This is a genomic window from Amycolatopsis acidiphila (assembly GCF_021391495.1).
GTDB lineage: Bacteria > Actinomycetota > Actinomycetes > Mycobacteriales > Pseudonocardiaceae > Amycolatopsis_E > Amycolatopsis_E acidiphila.
Genome location: NZ_CP090063.1, coordinates 5,831,582 through 5,850,417 on the forward strand (window position 1 = coordinate 5,831,582; position 18,836 = coordinate 5,850,417).

The following is an 18,836-nucleotide window of genomic DNA, read 5'->3' on the forward strand; positions in this document are numbered from 1 at the left end:
GTCTTCATTTTGGCACTTCCCGCCCGCTGCCAGGCGCCGAGGTGATGCGGCTCGCGGCCGCTGTCGCCGTCGCGATGCAGGCGGGGATGCCGACACCGTGCAGCGCCGCCCCGGCGATCGCCAGCCCGGGCACCTCGGCCACGGCCCGCTCGACGCGCGCGACGACGCCTAGATGGCCAACACCGTACTGCGGCAGCCCGCCGCCCCAGCGCATCACGTAGGTGTCCAGCGGCTCCGCCGTCACCCCGGTCAGCTCCGCGAGGTCGGCGCGCACGAGCCGGACCAGCTCGTCGTCGTCGGCCCGCAGGGCGCCCGGCTCGCCGAAGCGCCCGACGGATCCGCGCACGAGCAGCGCGCCGTCGTTGAGGTGGGCCCACTTGCGGCTGGAGAACGTGAAGGCCTTCGCCGTGAGCCCTTCGCGGACCCCGATGAGCACGCCGGAGGCATCCGGCACGGCGGCGTCCGGTGGCAGCGCCAGCGCCACGACCGCCATCGAGGCCAGCTCGACCTCGTTCAGCGCGGCAGCCGCCACGGGTACGACGTTCTCCAGCAGCCGGCGCGCCGCCGGTGCAGGGACCGCGAGCAGCACCGCGTCCACGTCCACGGCCTCGTCCACCAGCTCGAGGCGGAACCCGGTGGGCAGGCGCGTCAGCCCGCGCACGAGCGTGTTGCACCGCACGTCGGGCTTCGCCAGCTCCACCAGGCGGTCGACGAGCGTGCCGAGACCGCCGGTCAGGGTGCCGAACACCGGCGCGCCACTGGTCGAGGTGGGGATGAGCGAGGCCGCGGCCTCGGTCAGCGAGTGGGCGCCCTTGTCGATCGCCGAGGCCAGCGCGGGCACCGTCGCCCGCAGGCCCAGCCCGTCGGCGCCGCCCGCGTACACGCCGCCGAGCAACGGGTCGACCAGCCGGTCCACCAGCTCGTCGCCGAAGCGGCCACGCAACAGCTCGCCGAGCGCGACATCGTCGCCGAGACGCACCGGCGGCAGCTCCGGCTCGGCCGCGACCCGGCGGCGCCCCTCTTCCGACAGCACCCCGGCGACGGCCTCGGCCGAGCCCGGCACGCCCATCATCGTGCCGCCGGGCATCGCGACCTGCCGGCCGCCCGCACGGATGGTCGAGCGCGCCTTCGTCGGGTGGGTGAGCCTGTCGCCGAGCCCGGTCTCCTCGACCAGGGCGAGCGCTTCCGGCCTGCGCGCGAGGAACGCCTCCGCGCCGACGTCGTAGGCCTGCCCGGCCAGCTCCACCGTCCGCAGCTTGCCGCCGAGGCTCTCGCCCGACTCGAACACGGTGATCGTGGCGCCGTCGCCGAGCCCGGCCCGCAGCCGGTACGCGGCGGTCACTCCGGAGATGCCGCCACCGACGACCGCTACGTGCGTCACGGCGCCAGCTCGTGCACCAGCCCGACGATCCTGGTCAGCACGTCGGGATCGACCCCGGGCAGCACGCCGTGGCCCAGGTTGAAGATGTGCCCCGCCGCGGCGCGGCCCTCGGCGACGATCCGGCGGACCTCCGCCTCGAGCACCGGCCACGACGCGCCCAGCAGCGCCGGGTCGAGGTTGCCCTGCACGGCGGGCGCGGGCGACCCGTCCGCGGTCAGCCGCCGCACGGCCTCGTCGAGCGGGATCCGCCAGTCGACGCCCACGACGTCGGCGCCCGCCTCGCGCATCGCGGTGAGCAGCTCGCCCGTGCCCACGCCGAAGTGGATCCGCGGCACGTCGTACTCGGCCAGCCCGCCCAGCACCTTCGCCGAGTGCGGCAGCACGAACTCGCGGTACTCACGCAGCGACAGCGCGCCCGCCCAGGAGTCGAACAGCTGCACCGCGTCCGCACCCGCGTCCAGCTGCGCGCGCAGGAAGGTCAGCGCCATGTCCGCGAGGCGCCCGGCCAGCGCGTGCCACAGCTGCGGGTCCGAGCGCATGAGCGCCTTGGTGTGCTCGTAGTTGCGGCTCGGGCCGCCCTCGATGAGATACGACGCGAGGGTGAACGGCGCACCGGCGAAGCCGATCAAGGGCGTCTCGCCCAGCCGCCCGACCAGCAGCCCGACGCCCTCGGCCACCGCGGCGACCTGCGCGGGGTCGAGCACGGGCAGCGCCTCGACGGCCTGCCGGGTGCGGATCGGCGCCGCGACCACGGGCCCGGTGCCGGGCACGATGTCGATGTCGACACCGGCGGCGGACAGGGGGACCACGATGTCGCTGAACAGGATCGCCGCGTCCACCCCGTGCCTGCGGACCGGCTGCAGCGTGATCTCCGCGAGCATCTCGGGGTCGAAGCAGGCCTTGAGCATCGGCACGCCCTCGCGCAGCGCGCGGTACTCGGGCAACGACCGGCCGGCCTGCCGCATGAACCACACCGGGATCCGCGAGGGCCGTCCGCCACGGGCGGCCACCAGCAGCGGGGACTCGGACAGATCGCGCTGGGCCGGCCGCCGGCGCGACGGGGCAGAAGTAGACATCGTGTTCATCGTGCCACGGCGGCCGGGGGCGGCTTCCTTCGGCGCGTCTTCGCCGCCTGCCACAGGATCCGCCTTAAGGTCGGCCGGGTGACCGCGATGACGCATGCGCCCGAGCTGTTCCGTGAAGCTGTCGCGGCGCTGCAGGCCGTCCGGCCCCGGCCGGAGATGACCGTGGAGACCGTGCGCGCCCCGCAGCGTCTCGCTCCCTGGGCACACGCGCTGAGCTGTGAGACCACCGGGCCCGCGGACGTGCTGGCCAGCGGCAGGCTCGTGCTGCTGCACGACCCCGAGGGCCAGGAGGCCTGGCACGGCGTGCTGCGGATGGTGGTCTACGTGCGGGCCGAGCTCGACCGGGAGCTCGCCACCGACCCGTTCCTGCCCGCCGTCGGCTGGTCCTGGCTGACCGACGCGCTGGAGCACTCGGGTGCGTCGTGGACCGCGCTGGGCGGTACCGTCACCGAGACCTCGTCCGCCCGCTTCGGCGACATCTCCGGGCCCGCCCGGAGTGACGACCTGGAGCTGCGGGCGTCCTGGACACCCGTCGACGGGCAGCTCGAACCGCACGGCGAGGCGTTCCTGCAGCTCATGTCGAGCGTGGCCGGCCTGCCCCCGGTGGGGGTCACCCTGTTCGGGCACCACCAGGGTTCCTGACCGGACGCCTCCGGGTGCGGCTGTCCCTCGTTCGGGAGAGCCGGCGGCGCCGTGCGCCTGTTCGAACGGTGGCCGAACGCGTTACTGCGAACTGATGAACCCTCTCCCCGGACGGGTAGAAGCCCGCTAGATTGGCGATCGAGCAGATGCACGGCCCGTATGCACGCGCATCTGGTGTCCTCCAAACTGTGATCTATCGTGTTCACTGCGCGAACCGTTAGCCACTCGGCGTGTATTAACCCGTTCGTGTTACAAGGACACCAGTTAGTAACTACTCGATCGGGATAGATACCCGTTCGATCCCCCCGTGGACGGCCGGAGACGGCTAGAGTGCTCCTTCGACGACACCACTTTCGGTCTAGAGCTGGCGCGGCTAATTGGCCGAAAGTCCCGGTGCCGGTCGGGGGGCACGACCGACTCCAGGGAGGTAGTGACGTGGCTGCCGTCGGCTTATCTCAGGCCGTCAGATCCACGCCAGCCGGTGCTTTGCCGGCGAGCATGGTTCCGCACCCGCGGGAAGAGCTGTTTTCCGTGCTGGTGGTCGATGACCACCCGTTACTGAGGGAGGCTATTGCCGCACGACTCGCTCAAATGGGAGCGGGCACCGTACACGAGGCTGCCACGGTAGCCGAGGCCAGAGCGCGGGCGACCGCGACAGGTCCCTGTGACCTGGCGATACTCGACCTCGGGCTGCCCGACGGTTCGGGCATCGAGCTGGTCACGGAGCTTCGCAACCACGGCTGGCCCCGCATCGTCGTGCTGGCGTCTTCGGACGACCCGTACGCCGTGCGGTCGGCGTTCCAGGCCGGCGCCCAGGCATACCTGCTCAAGTCGGCCTCACCCATGGTGGTGACGGACGGCGTGCGGCGGGTGCTGGACGGCGGCGTGTACGCGGACCCGAGCGTGGCTCCGGTGCTGGCCACGGGCACGCGAGTGCCCGGTACGGACAACACACCGCGGGAACTGTCCGCACGTGAGGTGGAGGTTCTCCAGCTCGTGGCGGACGGCCAGTCGAACAAGGAGATCGGCGAGGAGCTCAGCCTCTCCGCGCTCACCGTCAAATCGCACCTGTCCCGGATCGGGCGCAAGCTCGGCACCGGTGACCGGGCGCAGATGGTGGCGCTGGCGATGCGCGCGGGCGTCATCCGCTGACCGATTCAGAAGACTCTGCGGGACGGGCTCACCAGGCGCGGTTGGCCCGTCCCGTAGGGTTGAAAACTGTGGAAACCGCAGATCACGACCCGGAGACTCCTGAACCGATCCTGTTGAAGGAACCGGCCGAGGGGACTCCACCGGTGATCTCCGACCCCACTGAGCTCGCCCGCGCGAGCGAGAAGCTCGCCGCGGGAACAGGGGCCATCGCGGTCGACACCGAACGCGCGTCCGGCTACCGGTACTGGCCCAAGGCCTATCTGGTGCAGCTGCGGCGCGAGGGTGCGGGCACCCTGCTCGTCGATCCCATCGCACTGGACGGCGAGCTCGAACCGCTGCGCCAGGTGATCAACGGCGAGGAGTGGGTGCTGCACGCCGCCTCCCAGGACCTGCCGTGCCTGGCCGAGCTGGAGCTGCGGCCGGCGAGCCTGTTCGACACCGAGCTGGCCGGACGGCTGGCGGGCTACGAGCGCGTCGCGCTCGGCACACTCGTCGAAAAGCTGCTGGGGTACCACCTCGAAAAGGGGCACAGCGCGGCCGACTGGTCGAAGCGGCCGCTGCCCGTGGACTGGCTGAACTACGCGGCGCTGGACGTCGAACTGCTCGTGCCACTGCGCGAGAAGCTCGAGGCCGAGCTGGCCGCGCAGGGCAAGCTCGAATGGGCACGTGAGGAGTTCGAGGCGGTGCGCACCGCGGCGCCGCCCGCGCCGAGGAGCGAGCCGTGGCGCCGGACCTCCGGGATCCACAAGGTCCGCACCGCACGCGGGCTCGCGGCCGTGCGAGCGCTGTGGGAGGCGCGTGACGAGCTGGCCCGCAAGCGCGACCGCGCACCGAGCCGCGTGCTCCCGGACAGCGCAATCGTCAACGCGGTGCTGTCGGAGCCCAAGAACGTCGCCGAGCTGCAGGCGCTGCCCGTCTTCGGCGGTCGCGTGCAGCGGCGGTACACGGCAAACTGGTTCCGGCACCTGCAGGCCGCGCGGGCGTTGCCGCGCGAGGAGCTACCGAACCCCGCCCAGCCGACCGACGGGCCGCCGCCGGCGAACCGCTGGGCCGACAAGGACCCGGACGCCGCCGCCCGCCTCGCCGCCGCGCGGGCCGCGCTGAACCGGATCGCCGAGCACCACCAGCTGCCGGTGGAGAACCTGCTGCTGCCGGACCTGCTGCGCCGCACCTGCTGGCGCCCTCCGGCCGACCGCTCGCCGGAGCAGGTCGCCGAGGCACTGCGGGCCGGGGGCGCGCGGCCCTGGCAGATCCGGCTCACCGCCGACGAGCTCTCGACCGCCCTGCAGGCCACCGCACCGGCGAAGTAGCTTTTCGCGCTGCCCGCGGCGGGGGCTGCCCCCAGAGTTGGGTGGTCATCCCGTCGCCTGACACGGGACGATCACTTTGAGCCAGGCCCGCAACCCCTCCTGCTTTCGGGCAGCCGACAACGCAAGCTTGCGGGCCTGGGTCAAAGTGATATGCACAGACCGCAGGCGACGGGATGACCACCCAACTCGACCACCTCGAGAAGGTGAGATGAGGGGCTTTTCCTGGCTCATCTTTGAGCCTGCCCGTCCGGCGAGGACTCTCTTGATCTTTAGAGCCGCGCTGCGCGGGGGCGCGCAGTGCGCGGGTGGCTGGGGTATGCCCGTCCCACCCCGATCCCCGCGTCCTTCAGCGGGGATCGGGGTTAGGGGCGGGCTGGGCGCCGGCATTGTTGGCTGCCGTTACCGGTTCGCCGTGGGCGGGTGGTTGGGCGGTGTCAGGCTCGGCTTGGGAGGTGGCTGGGGCTGCTGGGCGCGCCTGGAGGGTGGTTGGCTGGCCGTCGCCGGGCGCCCCGGGCGGGCGGCTGCCGTCGCGGGGCGGCCGAGCGGACGGTTGCTGCTTCCGGCGCGCGCTGAGCAGGCGGCTGGGCAAGTCCCCCACCCCATGCACGCCCCAGGAGTGGTGTGACCCACTCGACCGGGCCACCGCACTGGTTACCGACGGGTAACAAGGGCTATGGTGCGGGTGTACATCCGCAATCTCCCGTCGCGAGGCCGGGCGCCGGAGCAGCACGTCCGCGGCGCCGGAGACACGCGGCACCAAGAGACAGCGCGACACCAAGAGACAGCGCGACACCAAGAGACAGCGCGACACCAAGAGACAACAGAGTGGAGCAACCGTGGCCGCAACACCCCTGGCGGCATCCAGGTCCCGCGCGGTGCGCAGCGTGGCCTTCGTCGAAGGGGTACGCACCCCCTTCGGCAAGGCCGGCGAGAAGGGCATCTACGCCGACACCCGGGCCGACGACCTCGTGGTCAAGGTCATCCGAGAACTGCTGCGCCGGCACCCCGAGCTGCCCCCGGAACGCGTCGACGACGTGGCGATCGCCGCGACCACCCAGATCGGCGACCAGGGCCTGACGATCGGCCGCACCGCCGCACTGCTGGCCGGGCTGCCCAAGTCCGTCCCCGGCTTCGCGATCGACCGCATGTGCGCGGGCGCGATGACCGCGGTGACCTCGGTCGCCGGCGGCATCGGGTTCGGCGCCTACGACATCGCGATCGCGGGCGGCGTCGAGCACATGGGCCGGCACCCGATGGGCGAGGGCGTCGACCCGAACCCCCGCATCGTCGCCGACAAGCTGGTCGACCCGACCGCGCTCGTGATGGGCCAGACGGCGGAGAACGTGCACGACCGCTTCCCGGCGATCACCAAGGATCGTACCGACGCCTACGCGGCGCAGAGCCAGGAGCGCTTCGCCGACGCGGTCAAGGCCGGCAAGATCGGTCCCGAGCTGGTGCCGGTCGCGATCCGCAACCCGCAGCTGGGCTGGGGTCTGGCCACCGAGGACGAGCCGCCGCGCCCGGGCACCACGGTCGAGCAGCTCGCGAAGCTCAAGACCCCGTTCCGCCCGCACGGCCGGGTCACCGCGGGCAACGCCGCGGGCCTCAACGACGGCGCGACCGGCGCGATCCTCGCGGACGAGGAGACCGCCCGCGAGCTGGGCCTGCCGGTCGGCATGCGGCTCGTCGGCTACTCCTTCGCCGGGGTCGAGCCCGAGGTGATGGGCATCGGCCCGGTGCCGGCGACGGAGAAGCTGCTCGCCCGCACCGGACTGTCCATCTCCGACATCGGGCTGTTCGAGATCAACGAGGCGTTCGCCGTGCAGGTGCTCGCCTTCCTCGACCACTTCGGCATCGACGCCGAGGACAGCCGGGTCAACCCCTGGGGCGGCGCGATCGCCTGCGGCCACCCGCTGGCCTCCTCCGGCGTGCGGCTGATGACCCAGCTCTCGCGCCAGTTCGCCGAGCACCCCGAGGTCCGCTACGGCCTGACCACGATGTGCATCGGTATCGGCATGGGTGGTTCCGTGCTGTGGGAGAACCCTGCGTACGACGGGAGCGACAAGTGACCTTCACGGTGGAGCAAGCGAAAGCGGCGTTCCCGGACGAGGTGGTGACCACCGCGGTCACCCGGCTCGTGCGGGTGCCGGGGCTGGACAAGCCGGTCGCGCTGATCACCCTCGACAACGGGCACGACCACACCCGGCCCTCGACCTTCGGGCCGCAGGGGCTGGTCAGCCTGAACGCCGCGCTGGACGAGGCGTTCGCCGCCGGGCCCGCCGCGATCGCGGTCACCGGCAAGCCGTTCATCTTCGCCGTGGGCGCGGACCTCTCCGGCGTCGAGGCGCTCTCCGACCCGTCGCTGGCGCACGAGATCGCCGAGACCGGGCACGCGGTGTTCCGCCGCCTGACCGACTCGCAGATCCCGACCTTCGCCTTCGTCAACGGCGCGGTGATGGGAGGCGGGCTCGAGCTCGCGCTGTCGTGCCACTACCGGACGCTGTCGGAGAACACGGCCGCGATCGCGTTCCCCGAGGTGTTCCTCGGACTGTTCCCGGGCTGGGGCGGCACGCAGCTGCTGCCCAACCTCATCGGGCCCGACGCCGCGGTGACGGTGATCGTCGAGAACGCGTTGAACCAGAACAAGATGCTCACCGTGGCCAAGGCGGCGGAGCTGGGCATCGTCGACGAGGTGCTGGGGTCGGCGGACTACCTCGAGCAGTCGCTGCTGTGGCTGGCGAAGGTCGTGCGCGGCGAGATCACGCCCGCTCGTCGCGAGATCGACCGCGGCGAGGCCTGGGACAACGCCATCGCGCGTGCGAAGTCCATTGTGGACGGCAAGACGCACGGCGCGTCGCCGGGTGCGACCAAGGCCGTGGAGCTGCTGGAGCTGGCGCGGGGCAACGATCTCGACGCGGGCTGCGCGGCCGAGACCGAGGCGCTCGCGGAACTGCTCATGAGCGACACGCTGCGCGCCGGGCTGTATTCGTTCAACCTGGTCAACAAGCGCGCGAAGCGACCGGCCGGTGCGCCGGACAAGTCGCTGGCGCGCAAGGTGAACAAGGTCGGCGTGGTCGGCGCGGGGCTGATGGCGTCGCAGCTGGCGCTGCTGTTCGTGCGGCGGCTCAAGGTGCCGGTCGTGCTCACCGACGTGGACCAGGCGCGCATCGACAAGGGTGTGTCCTATGTGCACGGTGAGCTGGACAAGTTGCTCGGCAAGAAGCGGGTTTCGCCGGACGAGGCGAACCGGCTGAAGGCGCTCGTGTCGGGCTCGCTGGACAAGGCCGCCTTCGCGGACGCGGACTTCGTGATCGAGGCCGTGTTCGAGGAGTTGGGGGTCAAGCAGCAGGTATTCGGGGAGCTGGAGCAGTACGTCTCCCCCGAGGCGATCCTGGCGACGAACACGTCTTCGCTGTCGGTCAGCGAGATGGCCTCGAAGCTGCGGCACCCGGAGCGGGTCGTGGGCTTCCACTTCTTCAACCCCGTGGCCGTGCTGCCGCTGCTGGAGATCGTGCGTGGCGAGCAGACCGACGACGCCGCGCTGGCGACGGCGTTCGCGCTGGGCAAGCAGCTGAAGAAGTCCAGCGTGCTGGTCAAGGACGCGCCGGCGTTCGTGGTGAACCGGCTGCTGCTGCGTTTCCTGGGCGAGGTGCTGACGTCGGTGGACGAGGGCACGCCGTTCGAGGTCGCGGACCGCGCGCTCGAACCGCTCGGCCTGCCGATGTCGCCGCTGGTGCTGATGCAGCTGGTCGGCCCGGCGATCGCGCTGCACGTGGGCGAGACGCTGCACACGGCGTTCCCCGACCGGTTCGGCGTGAGCGAGAACCTCAAGCGATTCGTCGACTCGGGCAAGACCGCGGTGTGGCAGTGGGACTCCTCGGGCAACCAGCAGGTCGACCCGGAGGTCGCCGCGCTGTGGCAGCAGGGCGACAAGGCCTCCAGCGAGGAAGAGGTGCGCGAGCGCGCGCTGGCCGCGATCGCCGAGGAGATCAAGATCATGCTCGACGAGGGCGTGGTCGCCGAGGCGCAGGACATCGACCTGTGCCTGATCCTCGGCGCCGGCTGGCCGTTCTGGCTCGGCGGCATCACGCCGTACCTGGACCGCACCGGCGTCTCGACCAAGGTGACGGGTCAGCCGTTCCTGGCCCCGGGCGTCGCCTCGGTCCCGGCGTAGGCTTCGCGCGAACGGGGTCCCGTCTCCTGGCGGGGCCCCGTTTTCACACCTCGACGATGCGGACGGCCCGTTCGATGCCGGCGAAGTCCTTGCCGTTGCGGGTCACGATGGGGATGGAATGCGCCGCCGCGGTGGCGACGATCTGCAGGTCCATCCGCCGTGGCCGGGGATCGCGCCCGGATTGCCGGACGAGAGCGGCCAAGACGCCGTAGAGCTTGACGGCTGTGACATCGAACGGCAGGACTTCGAACTGGTTGAGCGCGCCCTGATACCGCTCGGCCCGCACCATTCGCTCGACGGGGTCGGTGATATCGATGCTGTAGGCCAACTCACCGATGGTCACCGCACTCACCGCGGGAGCGGTGACCACTCCAAGCGGCCCGAGATCGATTTTTTCCAGATCGATGACCACGCAGGTGTCGAGCAGAACCCGGCCCGAGTCGGTCACCGGCGCTCCCACGGGTCTTCCAGCGGGTCGTCGGGGCCGAAGATCTTGTCGTCCTCCTCGCGCTCCCGCCGCCAGCGCTCGAGGTCCATCGGCGGCAACTTCGCGAAGATGGCCTGGATCTCGCCCAAGGTGCGGGTGGGCTGTGGTTCCGCCCGGTGGGGCACCAGGTCGGCGATGGGTTTTCCGTTCCGGGTCACCGTGAAGCTCTCGCCCTGCTCCACGCGCCGCAAGCGCAGTCCGCTACGACTGCCCGCCCTCCAGGATCGCGATACCGGCGACGTCCTGGGAGTCCAGCTCGAAGTCGAAGATGTCGATGTTCTCGCGGATCCGCTCCGGGGTCACCGACTTCGGGATCGCCACCAGGCCCATCTCGATGTGCCAGCGCAGCACGACCTGCGCCGGCGTCTTGCCGTGCTTGCGCGCGATCGTGCGCAGGATGTCGTGCTCCAGCAGCCGTCCGCGGGCGAGCGGGCTCCAGGACTCGGTCACGATGCCGTGGTCGGTGTCGAACTTGCGCAGCGCCGCCTGCTGCAGGTGCGGATGCAGCTCGACCTGGTTGACCGCCGGCACGACGTCGGTCTCCGCCAGCAGCCGTTCCAGGTGCGGGACCTCGAAGTTCGACACCCCGACCGCCCGCGCCCGGCCGTCGGCCAGGATCTTCTCCAGCGCGCGCCACGTCTCGACGTACTTGTCCTCCCCCGGCACCGGCCAGTGGATCAGGTACAGGTCGACGTAGTCCAGCCCCAGCTCCCGCAGGCTGCCCTCGAACGCCCGCAGCGCGTTGTCGTAGCCGTGCGAGTCGTTCCACAGCTTCGTGGTGACGAACAGCTCCTCGCGCGGGAGCCCGCTGCCGCGCACGGCGGCGCCGACGCCGCGCTCGTTCCGGTACAGCGTCGCGGTGTCGATACTGCGATACCCGGCCTCGATCGCGGTGTGCACGGCTCGTTCGACCTCGCGGTCGGGGATCTTGTACACCCCGAAACCGAGGCTGGGCATCCGGACGTCGTTGTTCAGCTGGATCGCGGGAACCATCCGTGCACGATAGCTCCGGCCCGCGGTCAGGGCTTGTCGCCGAGCGGGTTCAGGTTCTCCGCCTTCCCGTCGAACGCGACCAGCAGCAGGTCCATCATCGTGAAGCTCGTACCTTCGGGCTTGCCCAGCCACGGCCGCCATTCCGGCTCGCGCAGGATCGAGTACCTGCTGGACTCCATGCACCGGTGGAACACCTCGGCGACGATCCGCCCGCCCACACCGTTGAGGCGCCCGCCGTTGATCTCGGCCTCGCGCAGCACGTAGAACCACAGCGGGGTGTTCGCGACCAGCTGGTCACGCAGCTGCGCCGGGATCGCCGTCAGGTCCGCGCCGTCACCGCTGCCGACGAGGACCTGCTCCGCGCTCAGCGCGGGGGTGCCGATCTGCTCGGCCATCTGCTGCCCGGTCGCCAGCTCGACCATGTTCGCCCGCACCAGGTTGCGGAAGGCGAGGTTGCGCTGGATGTCGTCAGGCTGCAGGCCCGCATCCCGGCCGCCGAACGCACCGGCGGGCAACGTGGCGAGCGGGTCGGCCAGGATCGTGTCCATGCGGCGCGCGCGGTTGATGCCCGGGCCTTCGAGCTCCGGACGGCCGGACGGGCCGAAGTCGTGCAGCCGCCGCCAGTCCACGATCCAGTTCGTCGGCAGCCGCAGACCGCCCGCGTTCGGGTCGTCGAGGTCACCGGGCGGAGCCCGGATGCCCGAGGTGCCGCTGAACGCGAACAGCAGCAGCAGGGTCGCCGGGGTGAGCCCGCCGGGCTCGAAGATCCGGTTCCAGGAATAGGTTTCCCGCACCATGCTGTGCCCGAGCCGGAACGCGGCCACGGAGAACTCGATCGGCATCGTCGCCGGACCGCCGCCTGCCCCGGGGTCGAACACCTTGCGCCCGTGCGCGAACACGTCGTCGACGATCGTGGGGTGCACGATGCGCGGCAGGTAGTCCTCGCGCAGCAGCCACTGGTAGTGCTTGACGACCTCTTCGCGCGCCTGCTCGAACAGCAGCGCGCTCGGCACCGGCCGCGCGACGAGCCGGTCCACCACGCGGTTGTGGAAGTTGATGAACGCGACGTGGGTCTGCGCGACCGCGAGGTTCTCGTCGTTGCGGGTGTCCGGGATCTGCGCGGTGCGCTCCGCGGCCTTAGTCGACCCGGTGCCGACCCGTGGCAGGTCGAAGCCGGTCCGGTTGATGTTGGTGCCGGCGTCGAAGTCGATCGCGGCGGTGGTGCCGACCCGCAGCTTGATGCCGTCCGCACTGTAGAAGTGCTTGTCCTGAACCGGTCCCCGGCCGTACAGCGAGTCGAGGTCGAGCGCGGGCGAGCGGCCCTGGACCAGCTCGTCCACGGTGACGTCGTCGCCGAGCGCCGTCGCGGTGCGGTCCAGCGTCAGGTCGTGGTCCACGAACTGGCCGAGGTAGGTGAACCCGGCGGGGATGTCGGAGTCCTGCTCGTGCAGGCTCACGGCCGTCATGGCCTTCGCGAGCTCCTGCAGCAGTGCGTTGTCGGCCTGCGGACCCTTCTTTCCCAGCCGGGAGAAGCGGAATCGCCGTGGTTCGGCGGTGGGCGACGGCCATACCCCGATCGGCCTGTGCTGTTCGTCGAAGGTCAGGTCACCCTCGTTGATCACGTAATAGCGTTCGCGGTTGTGTCTTCTCATCTCGCATCCTCCTCTGCGGATGCGGATGACGGTGCTCCTGCGAAAAATCCGCCCATACCACCAAAAGGGCGACAACCGCGAAGTGGTGACCTAAGTCCCCGACGGCAGCTGGACGGTCACCGACAACCCGCCGCCCACCACGGGTTCCGCCCACACCGAACCGCCGTGCGCCTCGACGGCGGCGCGCACGATGGAAAGTCCGAGTCCCACACCGGATCGCGCCGTGCGCGCGACGCCGGCCCGCCGGAAAGGTTCGAACAACTCCGCCACCGTGGCCGGATCCACCAGCCCGCCGGAGGAGCGCACCCGCAGGGTGGACCAGCGCTCGCCCTGCTGCGTCACCACCTCGATCCAGCCGCCCTCCACGTTGTGCCGCACCGCGTTCTCCAGCAGGTTGCCCGCGATCCGTTCCAGCAGCGCCGGGTCGCCGTGCACCCGGGCGTGCTCGGTGGAGAACTTGGCCTGGATGTCGCGCTGGTCCGCCTCGCCGCGCACGGCACGCCACGCGCTCGACACGAGGGTCGCCAGGTCGGTGGACTCGTTGAGCACCAGGCCGGTGCCGTCGGTACGGGCGAGCAGCAGCAGCGAGTTCACCAGCTGCCCGGCCCGCTCGGTCGCGTCCCGCACGACGTTCGCCATGCGGCGCAGCTCCACCGCGTCGGCGTCCGGATCGGACAGGGTGACGTCCAGTTCCGTGCGGATGACGGACAGTGGCGTTCGCAGCTCATGGCTCGCGTTGGCGACGAAGTGCCGTTGCGCCTCGAACGCGGCCTGCAGCCGGTCGAGCATCGCGTCGAACGTGTGCGCCAGCTCGGCCAGCTCGCCTTTCGAGTCGACCTCGCCGATGCGCTGGCCGAACGACTCGACCGACAGCCGCCGGGCGGTGCCGGTGATCTCGCGCAACGGCCGCAGCACGCGGGAGGTGAACGTCCACGCGAGGATCGCCGTCGCCGCGACGACGCAGAAGAACGCGATCGAGCCGAACAGCAGCACCTTGTCCCGGGCGTGGTCGCGCATGTGCGCGGCCAGCGCGGAGGCGTCGACGTCGATCCCGTCCACGCGCACCGTCGTGCCCGGCGGCAGCTGGGGCACCGCCGACACCGCGTCGCCGACCAGGGTCCAGGCGAGCCAGAGCAGCACGAGGCTCACCCCGGCGGCCAGTCCGGTCGCGAGCAGGGTGATGCGAGCCCGCAGGCTGTTCACCGGCGGGAGGCCGGCGCGAAGGCTCACCCCTTCGTCGAACCGGCGTCCGGCACCCGGTATCCCGATCCCACCACGGTCTCGATGATGCCAGGCTCGCCCAGCTTCTTGCGCAGGGTCATCACCGTCACGCGCACCGTGGTGGTGAACGGGTCGGCGTTCTCGTCCCACACCCGCTCCAGCAGCTCCTCGCTGCTCACCACGGCGCCCTTCGCCGCCATCAGCACCTCGAGCACGCCGAACTCCTTGCGGGTCAGCTCGACGGGCCCCTCGCTGCGGCGCACCATCCGCCGGGCCGGGTCGAGCTCGACGTCGCCCGCGGTGAGCAGCGGCGGCGCGGCGGGGGTGGCCCGGCGGCCGAGCGCCCGCACGCGGGCGACCAGTTCGGGGAAGGCGAAGGGCTTGGCCAGGTAGTCGTCGGCACCGAGGGAGAGCCCCTCGACGCGGTCGGACACCGTGCCGCTGGCGGTGAGCATCAGGACCCGGGTCAGCTCGCCGGACGCGACGATCTCCTTGCACAGCTCGTCACCGGACATCCCGGGCAGGTCGCGGTCGAGCAGCACCACGTCGTAGCGGGTGATGCTCGCCTTCTCGTGCCCGTCGTCACCGTTGAGCGCGACGTCGACCGCCATGCCCTCGCGACGCAGCCCGCGGGCGATCGCGTCCGCGAGTGGTTCTTCGTCCTCGACTACCAGAATCCGCACGTCAACCACCGTGCCACAGATTCCTGAGAAGTGTCTGTGTCCGCTGCTCAGAGAGTGACGGACACATACTTCTGCCCCGAGAAGTTCTCCACCTCGACGCTCGCGACATCGCCCGGGGCGACCAGCGCCGCGCCGTCGAGCTCGGTCCCGTCGCGCGCGCCCGCCGCCGAGACCAGCCAGCTGCCCGCCTCTTCCCTGGTGCCGTCGCGGGCCACCACGTACAGGCGGCACTTCTGCCCCTTCGGGATGCCGGCCACGGACGCGTTGACCCGCACCCAGCCTGCCGCCGGCCGCACCGAGACGGTCATCTTCGCGCCGGTCGCCGTGTCGCTCGCCGTCGCCGTCCTGCTGTCCGGCTCGGCCTGCGAAACCCCGGCCGGGGCGATCGTCCTGCCGAGCGCGACGCCACCGCCCGCGAACGCGACGGCGACCACCACGGCCGCGGTCGCGGCCATCGTCCGGCGCCGCCGGACCTGCAGGCCGGTCTCCCGCCGGATCTGCCGCAGGGTCCGCTGCAGCAGCAGGTCCCCGCCATCGGGTGGGCCGTCCAGGACCGCCTCGGGCGGCAGCCCGTCCAGCGCGGCGCGCGCCATCCGCAACTCCGCCAGTTCCGCCTGGCAGCGCCGGCACGAAGCCAGGTGCTGCTCCATCGCACGTATCTCCTGCCGGTCCAGTGCTCCGAGCACATAGGCGCCCAGTGAGCGGGAATCGTGCTCAAGACTCATCCGGCCACCTCCGGTATCGCGACCTGCCGGCTTCCGCCGAACGTCTGCCGCATCGCCCTGAGCGCGTAGTACGACCTCGATTTGACCGTTCCCGGCGGCACGCCGAGGTGCTCCGCCGCTTCGGCGACGCTGCGGCCGCGGAAGTAGATCTCGGTCAGCACGTCCCGATGCTCCGGGGACAGCCGCTCCAGAGCGTCGAGCACGACCATGGAGTTCACGACCGAGTCGGCATGGTCGTCCTGCACGGCGGTGGTGGCCGGGCTCTCGGCCACCTCGGCCGGGCGGGCCGCCTTCGCGCGGTACCGGTCGGTGACGATGTTGCGGGTCACCGTCAGCAGCCAGCCGCGCACCGAACCCTTGCCGTTGACGAGCGAGTCCGGATGCCGCCACGCCCGCACCAGGGTCTCCTGCACGACGTCCTCGGCGGCGGCCCGGTCGTTCGTCAGCCGCGTCGCGTAGGCGAGCAGCGCCCGCCCGTGCTCCTCGTAGAGCGCTCGGATCAGTGCCTCGTCGGCAACCGCCGCTCGTTTGCGGGCCCACAGAGCCGGCATCCGGTCACTCCTTGGTCTCTCAGTAGCCGCCCGAGTCGGCCGCGGTGCTCGGCGCGGCGCTCGAGGGCGAGCTGGTGGTGGTGTTGAGGGGTTTCTTGCCGTCGGCGACCTTGCAGCCGTTGGCCTCGAACTCGAACCAGGTGCCGCCCACGGCGTGGCCGTTGGCCTGCCCGGGCGCGGTGTCCTTCGCGTAGCGGTACGCCGGCCAGCCGCCGATGGTGACCTGCTCGGTGCCGTCTGCGCGCTTGAGGGTGCCGATCAGTTTCGGATCCACGCCGTTGATCTGCACTTCCCCGCCGCCCTGCTCGAGCAGCGGCGGCCAGGTGGTCGCGCACTGGCCCGCGCAGGTCGACTTCGACGGCTTCTTGCTGTCCTTGGTGAACAGGTAGAGCGTCATCCCGTTCTGGTCGGTCAGCACCGTGTCCAGGCCGGGGATGTTCGTCGTGTTGATCGCGGTCGGCTGCTGCGCCGAGACGGCCTTGCGCCCGGCCGGGGTGATGGCGCTCCAGGTGCCGCCGACGTCCTGGCCCTTGGCCTCGCCCGCCGCGGTGTCCTTGGCGTAGAGGTAGACCGGCCAGCCGTTGACGGTGACCTGCCTGCTGCCGTCGGTCCGGGTGACCGTGCCGACGAGCTTGGCGTCCACGCCCTGCACGTCGATCGAGCCGCTCGCCATCAGCGGCGGCCACGCCGTGGCGCAGGCACCGTCGCATGTGGACTTCGGCGGGTTGGTGGTGTCCTTCGCGAAGAGGTACAGCGTGCGCCCGTCGGCGTCGGTGAGCACCGGGCCCAGTCCTTCGACGTCCATCGCGACCAGCTTCACCGCGGGCTGGCTCACGGCCTGCCGCTGCACGGCGACCGGAGCCGGGACGGCACCGGTGGTGGTGCCGCTGCCGGCGGTGCTGCTGCAGGCACCGAGCAGGCCGAGGCCGAGCACGGCCGTGACCGAGAGGACGTGGCGCGCGGGCATGGGGGTTCTCCTTCGCTGGCTGGGGAGGTCGCGCGTGGCCGCGGCGACCGACACCCAGCACACGAGTGGTGGCGCGGCCCGGTTCAGCCGTTCTGCCGGCTTTTCCGGGCCGCGCCGGGCCGTCACTCGTTGCAGGTACGGCCGAAGTTGACGCAGGTGACCAGGCGCCACATGATCCGCTGCGACATCACGTTCGCGAAGTCGTCGTGGTCGGACAGCGGGTTGTGGTGCTCCTCGGGGAAGGAGTCCACTTTGTACTGTCCGGCGACCTGGATCGCGTGCGGGATGTCGTAGGTCAGCGTGACCCGCAGCTGCGGCACGGCGACGAAGCCACGTCCGCAGCGGCCGTTCGCGTCGGGGAACACGATGTGCGTGCGGTGGTTGGCGCTGTCGATGTTCTTGCCGTCCCAGCAGCTGGGGAAGTCGTGGATCCGCTCGACCTTGCTGCCCTCGGGGCAGATCGGGTACTTGTCGATGAGCCGGTTCTCGAACCCGGTGCAGGTCCACGCGGCACGGGCGTTCGTGGGCCCGTTCGCGCCCTCCTTCGCGTCCCCGGAGAGCACGCGCAGGAACTGCGGCATCGCGCGGACCGGGGTCACCGGGCTGCCGCGGAAGGTGAGCGCGACGGTGGCCGGACGCTGGATCTCGCCGTCGTTGCCCGCGACCTCGTTGTTGTCGTTCACGCCCGGCAGCTCGCTCGCACTGGTCGTGGTGGCCGCCGCGCTCGACGACGACGCCGGAGCGCTCGACGACGCCGAGGTGCTCGAAGACGAGGCCGGCGCACTCGACGACCCCGGCGCGGTCGTCGTCGTGGCGGGCGGCTTGTTGCCCTTGCCGCCGTGACCGCGCTTCTGCCGGGACTGCGCCGCGGCCTGGGTGTCGGGGCCGTCGCTGTTCTGGTCACCGTTGTCGATCCCGGCGCTGGTGGCGTCCTTCACGCCGCAGGCAGCCAGGTCCTGGGTCTGGTCGAGCTTCCCGCCGGTGGCCTGGGCGATCTTGTCGATACTCGCCTTCCGCTTGTCCCGCAGCGGGTTCAGCACCGTCACGGGGTCGCCGCCCTGGGCGTCGGCCCCCGCCATCTGCGCGTTGGCGTCCGCGGCCTGCTGGTCGAGGTTGCCCAGCTCGGTGTCGACCGTGTCCATGGCCTGGTCCGGCACCTCTTCGAGCCGGCTCGCCACGTCCGGGCAGTCCACCCGCGGCGTCACGGCGTCCTGGACCGCGGCGTCGCGCTCGGCGTTGACGTCGGCCTGCTCGGGAGACTCCGGCGCGTTGCTCTCCTCCTCGTCCCCGGTGTCGATGCGCACGACGGGCCAGAAGTAGGCCGACTTGTCGCCGTTCTTGCAGGTCGTCCCCCCGGCGAGCAGGCTCTTGTTGTTCGAGTCGGCGTTGGTCGTCAGGTTGCCGACGTAGTCGTGCAGGTGCTGGGCGCCGTTGCGGACGCCGGGCTGCGCGATGAAGTTGTCGGGGTTGAAGTGACCGTTCTCGTTCTTGCCGCAGTTCACCGTGAAGGTCCCCTTCGACGCGAGGCGCTCCGTCTGCGGGGTCTTCACGTTGGGGGCCACCGTGGTGATGTCGACGAAGAAGGACTTGTCGACGGGGTCGGCGCTGGCGGTGCCGGGGTCTCCGGCGGTCGTCGCGACGACCACGCCACTCGCGGCGAGCGCGAGTCCGACGAGTCCGGTCGCGATCTTCGTCCGGCGGGTGACGCGATGTCGGCCGTCTGTGCGGGCCATGGACTACTCACCTCGTTCGGGTTCCGCCCAGGGGCGCCCGAAGGAGGGCAGCACCGAGGGCAACAGCTGGAAATGATTGG

General features: G+C 71.2%; 17 protein-coding genes. 5 read left to right on the forward strand and 12 right to left on the reverse strand.

What is annotated here, in order from left to right:
- Nucleotides 1-4: 4 nt before the first annotated feature.
- Both hemG and hemE read right to left on the reverse strand, forming a co-directional pair.
- The gene (hemG, locus tag LWP59_RS28635) at nt 5-1,381 is read right to left on the reverse strand and encodes a protoporphyrinogen oxidase (RefSeq protein ID WP_144644737.1); all 1,377 of its coding nucleotides are present in this window, start codon (nt 1,379-1,381) and stop codon (nt 5-7) included.
- Complete coding sequence (gene hemE / locus LWP59_RS28640) at nt 1,378-2,457, reverse strand: uroporphyrinogen decarboxylase (protein WP_186383585.1); 1,080 nt, start codon at nt 2,455-2,457, stop codon at nt 1,378-1,380. Before hemE ends, hemG begins: the two co-directional genes overlap by 4 nt.
- 87 nt (nt 2,458-2,544) lie before the next feature.
- On the opposite strand from hemE, the gene LWP59_RS28645 reads away from it, so the two are divergent.
- The 5 genes from LWP59_RS28645 to LWP59_RS28665 all read left to right on the forward strand — a co-directional run bounded on the left by LWP59_RS28645 (nt 2,545) and on the right by LWP59_RS28665 (nt 9,744).
- On the forward strand, nt 2,545-3,108 hold the full coding sequence (locus tag LWP59_RS28645) for a DUF3000 domain-containing protein (RefSeq protein ID WP_186383583.1): 564 nt from the start codon (nt 2,545-2,547) through the stop codon (nt 3,106-3,108).
- Between the two features lie 435 nt (nt 3,109-3,543).
- A complete protein-coding gene (locus LWP59_RS28650; RefSeq protein ID WP_144644734.1) occupies nt 3,544-4,260 on the forward strand; it encodes a response regulator in 717 nt (238 codons plus the stop codon).
- Between the two features lie 68 nt (nt 4,261-4,328).
- Entirely contained in the window at nt 4,329-5,570 is a 1,242-nt protein-coding gene (locus LWP59_RS28655) for a ribonuclease D (RefSeq protein ID WP_144644731.1), read from the forward strand.
- Between the two features lie 875 nt (nt 5,571-6,445).
- Nucleotides 6,446-7,639 (forward strand): thiolase family protein, encoded by a 1,194-nt coding sequence (locus LWP59_RS28660; RefSeq protein WP_144643722.1) that lies wholly within the window; start codon nt 6,446-6,448, stop codon nt 7,637-7,639.
- Entirely contained in the window at nt 7,636-9,744 is a 2,109-nt protein-coding gene (locus LWP59_RS28665) for a 3-hydroxyacyl-CoA dehydrogenase NAD-binding domain-containing protein (RefSeq protein ID WP_144643716.1), read from the forward strand. Before LWP59_RS28660 ends, LWP59_RS28665 begins: the two co-directional genes overlap by 4 nt.
- 43 nt (nt 9,745-9,787) lie before the next feature.
- On the opposite strand, the gene LWP59_RS28670 is transcribed toward LWP59_RS28665, so the two are convergent.
- The 10 genes from LWP59_RS28670 to LWP59_RS28715 form a co-directional block, all read right to left on the reverse strand.
- A complete protein-coding gene (locus LWP59_RS28670; RefSeq protein ID WP_229857597.1) occupies nt 9,788-10,192 on the reverse strand; it encodes a type II toxin-antitoxin system VapC family toxin in 405 nt (134 codons plus the stop codon).
- Nucleotides 10,189-10,413: a type II toxin-antitoxin system Phd/YefM family antitoxin gene (locus LWP59_RS28675; protein WP_229857596.1), complete on the reverse strand. Its 225-nt coding sequence runs from the start codon at nt 10,411-10,413 to the stop codon at nt 10,189-10,191. The genes LWP59_RS28670 and LWP59_RS28675 overlap by 4 nt, the downstream gene beginning before the upstream one ends.
- A gap of 19 nt (nt 10,414-10,432) precedes the next feature.
- Entirely contained in the window at nt 10,433-11,224 is a 792-nt protein-coding gene (locus LWP59_RS28680) for an aldo/keto reductase (RefSeq protein ID WP_144643713.1), read from the reverse strand.
- Nucleotides 11,225-11,250: 26 nt separating this feature from the next.
- A complete protein-coding gene (locus tag LWP59_RS28685) occupies nt 11,251-12,876 on the reverse strand; it encodes a peroxidase family protein (RefSeq protein ID WP_144643712.1) in 1,626 nt (541 codons plus the stop codon).
- A gap of 90 nt (nt 12,877-12,966) precedes the next feature.
- Nucleotides 12,967-14,106, reverse strand: coding sequence for a sensor histidine kinase (locus tag LWP59_RS28690; RefSeq protein WP_144643711.1), 1,140 nt, complete (start codon nt 14,104-14,106; stop codon nt 12,967-12,969).
- A complete protein-coding gene (locus LWP59_RS28695) occupies nt 14,103-14,780 on the reverse strand; it encodes a response regulator transcription factor (RefSeq protein ID WP_186383528.1) in 678 nt (225 codons plus the stop codon). Before LWP59_RS28695 ends, LWP59_RS28690 begins: the two co-directional genes overlap by 4 nt.
- A 47-nt stretch (nt 14,781-14,827) precedes the next feature.
- A complete protein-coding gene (locus LWP59_RS28700; protein ID WP_144643710.1) occupies nt 14,828-15,505 on the reverse strand; it encodes an anti-sigma factor in 678 nt (225 codons plus the stop codon).
- The gene (locus LWP59_RS28705) at nt 15,502-16,056 is read right to left on the reverse strand and encodes a sigma-70 family RNA polymerase sigma factor (RefSeq protein WP_144643709.1); all 555 of its coding nucleotides are present in this window, start codon (nt 16,054-16,056) and stop codon (nt 15,502-15,504) included. The genes LWP59_RS28700 and LWP59_RS28705 overlap by 4 nt, the downstream gene beginning before the upstream one ends.
- A gap of 19 nt (nt 16,057-16,075) precedes the next feature.
- Nucleotides 16,076-17,023 (reverse strand): SCO0930 family lipoprotein, encoded by a 948-nt coding sequence (locus tag LWP59_RS28710; RefSeq protein WP_144643708.1) that lies wholly within the window; start codon nt 17,021-17,023, stop codon nt 16,076-16,078.
- A 122-nt stretch (nt 17,024-17,145) separates the two neighbouring features.
- Nucleotides 17,146-18,756: a DUF1996 domain-containing protein gene (locus LWP59_RS28715; protein WP_144643707.1), complete on the reverse strand. Its 1,611-nt coding sequence runs from the start codon at nt 18,754-18,756 to the stop codon at nt 17,146-17,148.
- Nucleotides 18,757-18,836 lie beyond the last annotated feature (80 nt).

Coding starts and splice junctions, on each gene's coding strand:
- LWP59_RS28700 (WP_144643710.1), bottom strand. CDS start 15,505: ATGAGTCTTGAGCACGATTCCCGCTCACTGGGCGCCTATGTGCTCGGA.
- LWP59_RS28680 (WP_144643713.1), bottom strand. CDS start 11,224: ATGGTTCCCGCGATCCAGCTGAACAACGACGTCCGGATGCCCAGCCTC.
- LWP59_RS28705 (WP_144643709.1), bottom strand. CDS start 16,056: ATGCCGGCTCTGTGGGCCCGCAAACGAGCGGCGGTTGCCGACGAGGCA.
- hemE (WP_186383585.1), bottom strand. CDS start 2,457: ATGTCTACTTCTGCCCCGTCGCGCCGGCGGCCGGCCCAGCGCGATCTG.
- LWP59_RS28710 (WP_144643708.1), bottom strand. CDS start 17,023: ATGCCCGCGCGCCACGTCCTCTCGGTCACGGCCGTGCTCGGCCTCGGC.
- LWP59_RS28715 (WP_144643707.1), bottom strand. CDS start 18,756: ATGGCCCGCACAGACGGCCGACATCGCGTCACCCGCCGGACGAAGATC.
- LWP59_RS28685 (WP_144643712.1), bottom strand. CDS start 12,876: ATGAGAAGACACAACCGCGAACGCTATTACGTGATCAACGAGGGTGAC.